Origin of the sequence: Candidatus Nitrosocosmicus agrestis (genome assembly GCF_008389435.1) — an archaeon.
GTDB classification, from domain to species: Archaea; Thermoproteota; Nitrososphaeria; order Nitrososphaerales; family Nitrososphaeraceae; genus Nitrosocosmicus; species Nitrosocosmicus agrestis.
In genome coordinates, this window is the sequence record NZ_VUYS01000004.1 from 1 (window position 1) to 12,411 (window position 12,411).

Annotated in this window: 10 protein-coding genes and 1 pseudogene; 6 read left to right on the forward strand and 5 right to left on the reverse strand. The window is 32.7% G+C overall.

Going from position 1 to position 12,411, the window contains the following annotated elements; all coding sequences use genetic code 11:
- A pseudogene (locus tag F1Z66_RS16360) lies at positions 1–174 on the forward strand (hypothetical protein); the annotation flags it as partial.
- Positions 175–211: 37 nt separating this feature from the next.
- Positions 212–1,750 (forward strand): MFS transporter, encoded by a 1,539-nt coding sequence (locus tag F1Z66_RS02780; protein WP_201448602.1) that lies wholly within the window; start codon positions 212–214, stop codon positions 1,748–1,750.
- Between the two features lie 103 nt (positions 1,751–1,853).
- On the opposite strand, the gene F1Z66_RS02785 is transcribed toward F1Z66_RS02780, so the two are convergent.
- Entirely contained in the window at positions 1,854–2,129 is a 276-nt protein-coding gene (locus tag F1Z66_RS02785) for a hypothetical protein (RefSeq protein ID WP_149862089.1), read from the reverse strand.
- Between the two features lie 249 nt (positions 2,130–2,378).
- Here F1Z66_RS02785 and hsp20 point away from each other — a divergent pair, with 249 nt between their 5' ends.
- The 3 genes from hsp20 to F1Z66_RS02800 all read left to right on the forward strand — a co-directional run bounded on the left by hsp20 (position 2,379) and on the right by F1Z66_RS02800 (position 6,579).
- On the forward strand, positions 2,379–3,047 hold the full coding sequence (hsp20, locus tag F1Z66_RS02790) for an archaeal heat shock protein Hsp20 (RefSeq protein ID WP_159357524.1): 669 nt from the start codon (positions 2,379–2,381) through the stop codon (positions 3,045–3,047).
- 325 nt (positions 3,048–3,372) lie between these two features.
- Entirely contained in the window at positions 3,373–5,247 is a 1,875-nt protein-coding gene (locus F1Z66_RS02795) for a helix-hairpin-helix domain-containing protein (protein WP_149862091.1), read from the forward strand.
- Positions 5,248–5,364: 117 nt separating this feature from the next.
- Positions 5,365–6,579, forward strand: a complete 1,215-nt coding sequence (locus tag F1Z66_RS02800) for an Nre family DNA repair protein (protein WP_149862092.1) — start codon at positions 5,365–5,367, stop codon at positions 6,577–6,579.
- Between the two features lie 257 nt (positions 6,580–6,836).
- Here F1Z66_RS02800 and F1Z66_RS02805 read toward each other — a convergent pair whose 3' ends face one another.
- Complete coding sequence (locus F1Z66_RS02805) at positions 6,837–8,129, reverse strand: MFS transporter (RefSeq protein WP_149862093.1); 1,293 nt, start codon at positions 8,127–8,129, stop codon at positions 6,837–6,839.
- Between the two features lie 355 nt (positions 8,130–8,484).
- On the opposite strand from F1Z66_RS02805, the gene F1Z66_RS02810 reads away from it, so the two are divergent.
- Complete coding sequence (locus F1Z66_RS02810) at positions 8,485–8,694, forward strand: hypothetical protein (RefSeq protein WP_149862094.1); 210 nt, start codon at positions 8,485–8,487, stop codon at positions 8,692–8,694.
- A gap of 17 nt (positions 8,695–8,711) precedes the next feature.
- On the opposite strand, the gene glnA is transcribed toward F1Z66_RS02810, so the two are convergent.
- The 3 genes from glnA to F1Z66_RS02825 form a co-directional block, all read right to left on the reverse strand.
- The gene (gene glnA, locus F1Z66_RS02815; RefSeq protein ID WP_149862095.1) at positions 8,712–10,190 is read right to left on the reverse strand and encodes a type I glutamate--ammonia ligase; all 1,479 of its coding nucleotides are present in this window, start codon (positions 10,188–10,190) and stop codon (positions 8,712–8,714) included.
- Between the two features lie 291 nt (positions 10,191–10,481).
- Entirely contained in the window at positions 10,482–11,132 is a 651-nt protein-coding gene (locus F1Z66_RS02820) for a ferredoxin (protein ID WP_159357525.1), read from the reverse strand.
- A gap of 688 nt (positions 11,133–11,820) precedes the next feature.
- A complete protein-coding gene (locus F1Z66_RS02825; protein WP_149862097.1) occupies positions 11,821–12,060 on the reverse strand; it encodes a hypothetical protein in 240 nt (79 codons plus the stop codon).
- Positions 12,061–12,411 lie beyond the last annotated feature (351 nt).

A 12,411-nucleotide genomic window follows, 5' to 3' on the forward strand; every position in this document is an offset into this window, starting at 1 on the left:
CTTGAACCAAGAGATGGAATTGGTGGACACTGTCTACCAAAGGATACAAAGATGTTTATCAATTCATCTAACACAATGAAGAGCAAGATACTTCAAGCTGCCATGGAAATTGATGAGGATTATAGGGAATACAGACAAAAAATACAAAATGAAATAAAGATACCAGTTATCTAGTTACTTTATAAAAACAAACTGGTTTGGTTAATCAATAATGAAAGGCTCTGAAATAGAAAAGTCTGAGAGAATTCAAGTATCCACTTGGACAATGCTTGCCATCTTGGGCTCCACTATCCTGATAACAATGTACGGAGAAACAATGCTATTACCGGCAATTGGAGATATAATAAGAGATTTTGATATATCATACAGTACCTCATCATGGATTCTGACGGCATATTTAATAGCTGGAGCAGTAATGACACCTATCGCAGGAAAGCTTTCTGACATATACGGCAGAAAAAAAATGGTATTGGCAATTTTTGTTGTTTATATAATTGGTATTACTTTGGGAGGTTTTTCAAGTAATATCTATATGTTACTATTTGCAAGGGTTATTCAAGGTATTGGAATTTCAATGTTCCCAATCGCGTTTGGAATCATCAAGGATCAGTTTCCATCATCTAAGATTGCGATCGGTGTGGGAATTTTTAGTTCAATGTTTGCTGCAGGTGCCGTTGTTGGTATGGCTATAGGAAGTACAATAGTCCAGAACTTTGGATGGCAGGCTACGTTCTTAACCATCATTCCTATTGCAATACTACTCTGGTTTATTATACAAAAAAAGATCAAAGACGACACTACGATGAAAGAGAACTCAAATATTCCCAAATCAGACGACAAGCACACTCTCAAATCCGAAGTCAAAAGTTATCAAGTCGGTAAATCAGCTGCCAATCAACATATAGACATTAAAGGAGCATTGGCATTAGCCTTTTCAATATCATCTTTCCTATTAACATTAACATATTTTGCAAATATGAATGGACAAACAAATGAATCATCAAATATGGATAGTTTTGTATTTATTACCTTAATTACCTTGACCATCATATCCTTAACTGTTTTCATACTTGCTGAAAAAAGAGTAAAAGAGCCATTAATTCCGCTGAGTCTAATCACAGATAAAGTTTTACTTCCATCAAATATCCTTCTATTAATATTTGGGATCACAATGTTCATGGTTTATCAAACTATTCCAATATTAGTAACCAGTCCTGCACCGGATGGATTCGGTGGTGATGCTATACAGAGTGCTATGGTTCAATTGCCGTTCATGGTAGTATTTTTGATTTTTGCCCCATCATCTGGCTTTATCGTTTCCAAAATAGGGAATTTCAAACCTATCATTGTTGGAGGTATATTGACATCAATTGGATTTTTTAGTCTATTTATTTTTCATGCGAATCAAGCTGCTATTTCAATTAATCTTGTATTGATTTCAGCTGGACTATCTCTCACTCAAGTAGGAGCTTTTAACATCACATTACAACACACCCCTATCAAATTCAGCGGAGTTTCTATAGGCATATCAGTTGTTTTGGTCCTTATAGGAAGTTCAATCGGCCCCGTAATTGCCTCGACGTTTATGCAAACTTTTCAAGATATGTCGGTTGGACCAGCTGATAAACCATTTCCTTCATCACTAGCTTATACATTAATTTTCTTGTCAGCAGGGATAATATCACTATTATCATTTCCTTGTATGACATTATTAAAGAGTCGAATAATTAAAAAGCAGGTAAGCGAATAAAAGTAATGATTGAATAAAATTTTAAATTATGATGACAATTTTGCCCCAATTAATTTTTAGATATTTGAAAAGACCTAATATATGAAATCAGATAATCAGAAAATTAGACGTTATGTGTCATGTTTACAAATACGTTTATGGGAATACCGCCAGATCGAAGACCAATCCTAATCTTATTCATATCATACATAACATCACCTATGCTATCTCTTATCCCACGAGAGGCGAAGTGCAAATGATCACCTTCTAAATTAAGTGTATAGATTCCGTCTTTTTCACAGTGTTGGCCAGAAACAAATTTCAAATGTCCCTCTTTCACCAAATCGTCCAGTTCTCGACAAACGGGTCTTAGTAATGCCCAACATTCTTCTTCTTTCAACTGAATGTTCATTCTAAACGTATAAAATATAACTCTATCATCATCTAAACTAAAAAATTCCTGATTATTTGGTCCATACTATGACATTCAATGAACATTTACACTGTAACATTACTAAGAATAACTAGTAACGTAAATATGCATTATTTGGAATAAAAATGAAATTAATATGACTTGTATTTTGTTTAGAAATAATTTTGGTGATATTATAAAATTTTAATATATTAGCAATCATACTCAATGTCTACCATGAGCGATAAGGAAGTCAACCCATATGACTGGTATAGAGACTTCTTTGAAAGGAGTTTCAAAGATAGGAAAAATTTTATGAATTTTAACACTGATTTATTCAAAGAATTTAATCAAATGCAAGAAGAAATGGAAAAAATATACAATCAATTTAATGATGTAGGCTATAACCCTCCAAAAGAACTAGTAAGAGAATATGAAACAGAAGATGGAAGTAAAGTCAGAGAAGTTGGCCCGATAGTTTATGGATACTCTATGACAATAGGTCCTGATGGATATCCACGTATTAGAGAATTTGGACACATCAAAAGAAGTAGACCAACTCAACTGAATGGGTCGAGAGATCAATTAGACCTAGGAGCAGCACCAAGAATAAGAGGTGAAAGGGAACCTCTAGCGGATATTAATACAACTAACAAAGAGATAAAAGTGATTTTAGAGATTCCAGGTGTCAAAAAAGAAGATATTAGATTGGACTTGTATGGTAACAATTTAGAGATTTCTACCATGCATGGACAAAGAAAGTACAAAAGAACCCTCGAAATTCCCTCAGATGCAGAGATAGACTCAGCAAGATCGACATACAATAATGGTATTTTAGAAATAACTTTTGATAAAAAAAAAGATCGACGAAATCAAAGGGTCGAGAGATTAAAATTGACTAAATAGCGAAAATTTAGTCGAGATCAGACTTCCTCTATGAACTTGGTTGTATTTGCAAAAGTATAGTAATAAAATCTATTGTGATTCTTCAAAGACTATTATCATAGGACTCCCCTGTTCAGAAACTATTATCCTCTCACCTTTTATCTTGTCCCTACCTTACGCATATGAGCAGGAATGCCATGTGGTTTTATACAAATTATAAAAAATGTAAAACCGTTGACAAATCTTTGTACAGACTCCAGGGCCGCTATTAGCGATACGCAAAAGTATTGAGATAATCAAGATACGTAATTTTAAAGAAGTTCATAGAATAATTAACAATGTAACTATGTCAAATGCAGAAATTGCAACGATGCTTCGAAGAATTGCATTCTTAATAGAACTAGACTCTGAGAATTCAGAAGCAGAGAACACCAGATTGAACTTTAAAAGTAGAGCCTACATCAAGGCATCTGATCAAATTCAAAACTTGCCAATCAATATCAAACAGCTGTATGAAGAAAAAGGCATTGACGGTCTTTTGCAAATTCCATCCATTGGCAAAGCAATTGCAACAAAGATTTCAGAATTCTTGAACACAGGTACTGTCGATTATTATGAGAAACTTAAGTTAAGATACCCTATTCAAATTGATGATTTTTTAGACCTTGAAGGCATTGGCCCAAAGACCTTACGGCGAATTTTCAGCAAAATAAATATCAAAACCCTTGATGAATTAGAAGAACTGGCAAGAAATAGAGAGTTACGAATACTTCCAGGATTCTCTGCAAACAAGGAGACAGATATCTTAAAAAAAATTGAAATGCATCGCATCGGCAAAAAGAGGTTCTTATTAGGAGATATCTATCCCCTGGCTCTTAAAATAGAAGAATTTCTAGTGAATAATGAGGAAGTTTCAAAGGCAGCAGCTGTAGGTTCATTCAGAAGAATGAAAGAAACGGTAGGAGATCTGGATTTTGTAGTTGTTTCAAATGATCCAAAAAAGGTAATAGAAAAATTTGTAACTATGCCAAATGTAAAAGAGATTCTAAGTAAAGGAGTTACAAAGGCATTTGTAAAACTCAATAATAATATGGATGCAGATCTATTAGTAGTTCCTTCAGAGAGCTTTGGCACAGCATTGTTGTATTTTACTGGTAGTAAGAGACATGGAATACACCTACGAAAACTAGCTCAAGTAAAAGGATACAGATTAAATGAATGGGGTTTGTATGAAAACAATACAGATCAAAAGATAGCAGGTGAGTCAGAATCGGATGTATACGATTTGTTAGGTTTGGAGTGGATACCTCCGGAAATGCGAGAAGACAATGGTGAAATAGAGCTAGCTAAAAAAGGATCCAATTCATGGCAACATAAGATGGCTTTATTAGTAGACTATAATGACGTGAGAGGTGACCTTCAAGTTCACTCAAACTATACTGATGGTAAATTATCGATAGAAGATATGGCGTATTATGCGAGAATGTTGTTTGATCTAGATTATATTGCAATTACTGATCACACACAAAGTTTAAAAATTGCTGGTGGCCTTGATGAGAAAGAGATTTTAGATCAGCAGATAAAAATACATGAAATAAATGATCGGATAAAAAGTAGTCAATTCTTTGAAGATATGGACACATCTGTTGTTAAGAATCAGTTTTATCATTATGGGAATAATTATAGGAGCAGAAAAAAAGATGACAAAAAGACTGACAAAAAATTTAGGATTTTATCAGGAGCAGAAGTCAATATTCTAAAAGATGGAACACTCGATATTAGTAACAATGTTTTAGACAAGCTAGATTTAGTTGGTGCTGCAATCCACTCAAATTTTTCACTACCAGAAGAGATCCAAACTGAAAGATTGATAAAAGTTGCACAAAATCCGAGTGTCGATATTTTATTTCATCCTACAGGCAGAATAATAAATAAGAGAGAAGGGTATCAGATTAACATCTCTAAGGTGTTATCTGCTTGTTTAGATACAAAAACGGTAATTGAAATTGATGCTCATTATAATAGGCTGGATATTAGAGATGAATTGATCAGGACATCTATCAACAATGGTGTTAATCTAGTCATAGACTCAGATGCTCACCATCCTATGCACTATGCATTCCTAAATCTAGGAATTTCTCAGGCCAGAAGGGGATGGGCAAATAAAAAAGATATTCTAAACACCCAACCGATACCCGAACTTTTGAGTAGTCTAAAATAATAGACTGAGCAAAAAAACATCTATAGATATTGAGACAGAGTTGAGATATTAAAATTAAAATTAAAATTTCATTTCCGTATCTTCAAATATTGTAATTTGTTATCTATTTAGTCATGCATGCAATCACGTAGAACATCTGAAATAAAGGAAGCAATTATGAAGAATTGGATTCAGTTACAAAAAACCATGAGGGAAAAAATATCAGAAAAAATGATAGTTAGTTCTCCACCATCGATATTTATTGGCAGTTATTCATATCCAAAGGTAAGTATTGGACCGCTAGTTTCCACATTTAATGAAGATACTGCATTATTCGACCATCCTGAAGAATGGGCAGGCCAATCATTAGAAGATATTATAAAATACAGATTATCTTTAATACGAGGGACAAATCCGACCACGGTAAATATTGCATCAAATAATGACAAGTTAATTGAAACACTTCAAGAATTAACCATGGCAATAAAGTCTACAAATATTGAAGTAAACTTTGCGAAGGAACCAATTTTCAATTTTGATGAAATAAAAAAGAATGGGGTTACAGATTCAGATTCGATACATTATGGTTTGGCCTCAAAGATAAACGACCTAAAATTACCTAGTGGGTTGATTGTTGATAAGAAGATAGAAAAAGCGTATTATGATAAGGATCTGAAAGCAATAGAAGCCGTTACCAAGTTGTATAATGAAGGCATTGAAATAAGCAAGTTAAGCAAAGCTCTAAGTATAGGAATGATAGGAATTCAAAAAAATAGAAGAATAGTTCCTACAAAATGGAGTATTACAGCTATAGATCAAATCCTTTCCTCCGAATTAATTAAAAAAATAAAGAATTTTGATTCTGTGAATTTTTACCAAGTGTACAATTATAGCCATTTGGATAACACTTATTCAATTATATTAATTCCTGATAAAACATGGTGTTTTGAAATGCATGAAGCATGGATAGATAATACCGGAAATGTGGAAATTGAAACAGATATAGAAGTTGCAGGTAGATTGAGAAATTATCCAAAAATGGGTGGCTCATTTTTTGCAGCAAGAGTTGCTGTTTCAGAATATCTAGTTCAGAATAGGAAATCAGCAGGCATTATGGTATTTAGAGAAATTCAACCACAATATTTACTGCCTGTAGGCGTATGGCAAATAAGAGAGGGAATTAGAAAAGCAATGAGAAAAGGACCAAGAGTTTTTGACTCCTTAGAGAAAGCCCTGATTTATGCTTGTAGCACAATGAGTGTTTCAAAGAAAGAATGGATTAGTAATAGTAATTTATTAAGATTTGTCAAAAATCAAAGAAGAATCCAAGATTATTTTGACAAAACTCAATAAAATATTGCTCATGTTATTGGTTTTGATACGTAAAATGTCACATATCTGCAGATTTGACAAAATATCAAAGCAAATTTCTGTATTTTAAATGGAAATAAAAGTAGGGAACAAAAATATCAATATAATCTTATATACTAGCAAAAATCTCAAAGATTTGTAAAGTTATCTTAATCTTCCTACACCGATGATGTATTGAATAATGTTTGACTACCCCTCTCTCCCATAGTATCATACATCATAAACCAACAGCAAATAACCTATAGTCTTAGTCTGATAATAGGGATGATAAAAACAGCAATCAATAATCCCCCTGTTAACCATGCAATAGAATAACCAAAACCTTTTACCATGAAGGAAAACAGGATAGGTGCCCAAAAAGCACCCAAAAGGGATATGCCATTAACGTAGCTTATGGCCAATACATCATAATATGGCATCCCCATATTTTCGACCACTATTCTTCTTGCCAAAGTATATGGGATGACAAAACCGCCTGACGCAAATATTCCAATAATAACAATTAATGGTATCAATAAATGTAATGGGGCCAATGAGAACAGTGATATACAAACTGCAATAATTAGGCCACATGAAACTAATGATATGACATCAAGTTTGACACATTTTTTTCTAACAAAATGATCATATATTTTACCAAACACAGGAGCAAACAGTACATTGACAATTAATGTTGTCATTCCTATTAAACCTGCTAACGCGGATGTTAAACCTAAATCAATTTTTAAATAAACAATTATGAATGTCGAAACCAACATCCAACCAATTTGTACTCCTAAAAGAGATAAAGCCACCAGCAAAATAGATTTGTTTGTCATAATTTTCTTCAAATTTTTTAAACTAATCTGAGAATTTGGGACTGAAATACGGTGATTAAACTTATAATGTATAGAACCATTGAATAATTCTGTAATTCTCCTCATACTTGACAGGAATTTTTTACCCATATTAGTATCATTCAAATATTGTCGCTTAAATAAGTAATAGGATAGTAATACGCCACTAAAAAGACCCAATATTCCACCAAAGACAAGACCTGTTCGCCATCCCAACAAATCGGCCAATATTATCCATCCAAACACACCAATAATTCCACCCAAAGAATGAGCGGAATTCAACATTCCAACTCCAAGACCTTCAGATCCCTTACCTAGATAATTTGAGATTATGATTACACTAGGGCCAAAGAAAAAGGCCATTCCTACGCCAACTAAGAATCGAAGAATTACCATCTGATAAATTTCAGAAACAAATCCAGTTAGAAGCGATGCGGTGGACAGTAATAAAGTACCTCCAACTATTATTAGCTTGGGATCATATTTTGCAGAGAGGATGCCAGCCGGGATTTGAAATAAACCTATTCCAATAAGAAAACTAGAGGTTATCAATCCTAACATAGATACATCTTGTCTAAAATCTACGAGAATCAAATAAAATATTGATGAAATGTTGAACCAGTTTATTGCATATAGTATACGGGCAAATATGATTGAGAAAACAGGTAATGAAAATACCAGAGACTTTGGGGACATCAATCAATCAAGCCATCAAGAGTATATTATGTTATTAACAATATCTGATTAGATACTCCAATATAAGTAAACCAAACAGCAAATGTCTTTCTAAATTCGTCCTGTAATAAAGACCCATAACATTTGAATAAAGCAAAGGTATTAAATAAATTCAAACTACGATACAGAAAGCTCAATTAATCCGCAATTTATTTGGAATGCGATCTTAATAGTTATAAAAGTATTACTTATGGACCGAAATAAAGCAAATGAATTATCATAACCATCAGATAATCAAGATAAAGAGTCTCGCGAAGGGGTCTTAAACTTCATATATGTAACAAATTTTAATTGACAAATGGAGTGTCCTACATGTTTGACAAAATTTCACCCCAAGATGAATAATGCATTGGTTGGTAGAAATAGAAGGAATAGTAGTATTTTTCTGTACTTCCAACTTTGTCCCGAATGCGAAGAGCCGATAGTAGGAGTTAAGGAGGCCACGGGTGGCGAAATCTATATGAATCCAAATAACGTAGACGGACTAATTCCATTAACAAAAGAACGCAGAAAAAAATTACAATAATAATTGTAAAGTCAGTCCTATACATCATAATAAAACATAAATTGATTTGTTAAGGACTGATCTCTACCTATTTCTAGGATTTCCCTATTTTTGAGATCGTAGTAAGCATCGATCAAGTCTTGATGGAAACATATTTTCAAGAAGTTTGAATCGGTTTTAAGTGCCGACAAACTTTCTTCGAGGCTTCCAGGGAGAACTTTGATCCCCAACTCATTGCGTTTGTCTTCAGGCATTTTATAAATATTCTCATTTATTGGATCGCCTGGATCTATTTTATTGTTTATTCCATCAAGACCAGCAGCTAATATTGCTGAGAAAGCCAAATATGGATTAGCAGAAGGATCGGGAGCTCTGTATTCAATTCTTTTAGAATTAGCGCTACGTTTTTCATTTATAGGCACCCTTACGACAGCGGATCTGTTTCCTCTTGCCCATGCGACATATACAGGTGCTTCGAATCCAGGCACTATTCTTTTGTAGGAATTAATGGTAGGTGTTACTATAGCAGATAAAGATGTCGCATGACTCAATATCCCTCCTATAAAGTAACGTCCTTTTTGGCTCAATTCGGCGTAGGAATCTTCTTCGTCATAAAACAGATTTTCATTCTTGTGTGAGGACTTTGACCAAATGCTTAGACTTACGTGCATCCCAGATCCATTGTCACTATTTTCAGGATTATATGAATCGAAAATCGGTTTAGGCATGAAATTTGCAATTTTATTATATTTTTTTGCTATATTTCGTACAACATCCTTATAAATCTGCACATTATCAGCAGATTTTGTTAAATAATCATGCATAAAATTAATTTCAATTTGTCCACTGCTGGCAACTTCGTGATTCATATTGGTTACAGATATATCATAATATTTTTTTAAAAAATTAGAAACTTCAAACCTAAATTCAGTGAGCGAATCCTGAAACATTGGCACGTCATATCCTGATTTTTTTCTGATAGGGTATTTACCAACTCCATATTGCTCGGCAGAAATAATTGATACATCCTTGAATTTATTTGTGGAAGATGATGGCTTATTGCTCGAAGTATCGCCATCATTAGTATTAAATAAAATTTCATCAAAAATAAAACATTCTACTTCTGCTCCGACCTGGCATGATAGTTGATTGACAGCAAGATGATTTTCTAAAGATTGTGAAACATTTCGAGGATCGCGTAGGGATCTTCCCCTTGAAAATCCGTTATATACATCAGCAATAACGGATAAAATGGTGTAATCAGACAAAGGAATAGTTCTTAATGTTTTTCTGTCTGGGAATAATACCATATCTGATTCATCAATGGTTGCAAAACCTCTCACTGATGATCCATCCAAGGCAACTCCCTTTCTAAAAATATCATGTATATGATCAACATCTATTTGTATGTATCTTGCAAGAAATTTCCCCAATAAATCGGTATATCTAATCTGCATAAAGTCTGTTTTTGAGGAATCTGGAAAATCATCTTGTTCATTTCTTGAAATATTTGCCAAAGGTTAGTCTCCCTACTAGATGTATATCTCAAAGGATAATAATTTTGTGAATGCTATTGACATTTTTTACCTTTTTCATTCATATGTATTGAAACAATTAATGATAAATCAGAATTGATACCCATTTAGATCCGTTACGCTTTGATATCTTATAAATGATAGTAATGAAATACAAGAACGGTCTGAAATTTATTAAAGAAATTGTATAATAATAAGCATCATTTGAAACATAATTTAAATTTAGAAATCAATATTGAATCAATTCCGAAAGTTTTTACTATTCAATATATTTTATGGAAAAACATGGTTTCCTGTGTATCTATCAATAATGATAATTGCTTTTGTGGGACAGGTTTTTGCGGCGTCTAAAATGGTTTCAAAGTCTTCTGCCGTTTCGGAAATAACCACAGCTTTAGGATTAAACTGTCGGTCTTTTTCTACCAAAAACACTTTTGGAGCTAATACTTCACAACTACCAAAAGCTAAACATAAAGAAGGTTCGACTATTATTTGATAGCGACTTTGTATTACAGGAATAAATTCATTTTGCAAATCAACAGTTTCCGATGGATTAATTGTTGGCTTGTTGCCTGTTCCTGAATCATAATCATCTTTTTTGGAATCCTGATACTCATAATCAATTACCTCAGTGTCTGAGTTCCGCATCTTTTGGTTTTGATTTTGATATGAAAATGTATCTTCTTGTGACATTCCGATAGTAGGTGATTTTGACCTCTTTATTTTTTCATCATATTCTTGCCTCTTTTGGATATCAGACAAAGTTTCGAATGCAATATTGATATTTTTCATAACATCGTCTGAAACTGCTGAATTTCGGTCCGGATGATATTTTCGTGCTAATCGTCTGTAAGCTATTTTAATTTCCTTCTGATTTGCACTTATAGGTATATCTAAAATCCCATAATAATCATCGCTCGTCAAACAGAGATTCGATATATTCAAGTCTAATCATATTGTATTTATACATATGCAATACATAGGGGGTTCAAGCATAGAATGTAGATATGTCAAGGTATAATACAGAAATATCCAATACAGACTCCATTATTGTCAATTAAGGATCAAAGCAGATCTAAAAACTATTTTATCAATATCAATATAATTGAATTAATATTTTATTGGCAATATGAGAATAAATACTAAAATATTCATGGGCTTTGAAATAAAACTTTATTGCACATGAATCTACTATTATATTGTTAAATGTAGAATGTCAGGTAGCCAAAATCCAAACAGAGGTAAAAATGGATTGATTTCTCGTTTTGTATCGTTTATAGTGCTTGGAATAATTCTGCCTTTTATTATAAAAAGGGTTCGAAATCAATTAGTCAAAGAACAATTATCAAATTGTGAAAGGTGCAAAAGAAAGATGGAAAAAATTAGTAAAAATGAATACTATTGCAAAGATTGTAAAATTATAAGAATAGTCGATACGTAACAGTTAAAATTTAACAGGTCAAATTATGGAAAAACATTATAGATAGAATCAAGACACAGAGTGTAGATAAAATACCAGATCAAAAAAGTTTTTTTTATCAATAAAGATAATAATTTTTTCTTTTTGGTGTAAACCTTTGAAAATTAGAGATGTTAGCCTATAACTATCTTATTAGGATCTAGAATTTCGAATTTTTAACTCATAATTAACTTCAAACATGGTCAATATATTTCTCAGGTTTTCACTCGATGAGAACCTACAAATTGTAATCCAATCTCTCTTTTGATTTGCCCTTATTTCACAAATTCCATTGTTGGGAATGTCGATTGATTCCACATCAAATTGAAAGCGTAGTTTTTCTTCAAGTTGAGATTTCAATGGCTCCATCGCCATTATCATAATTTTTTGCATAATAACACACCAGTATCAAATATTGCATTGTCAAAAGATATAATCATGGTTGTAATAATGGCTGGTGGCTAATTTATGGGATACTATGCTTCTAACAGTGCATGATATCTAAAGATAACTCCTTAAAGTTTGACTAACTCAAATCATTTAATAATTAAGCTTTTGAATATCCAAAAATTAATTGGTCAAGTAGATATCAATCACACTAGACAAATCATGATTTTTGTTTCATTGTTAAATACCTTTGTTTTTATGACTCTTTTGATAATATTCAACTTTGTCTTGGAGATATGGCTCAATAGTATGTTATATATATTTTATTTTTACCCTAGTTTATTCGAATCAACATCT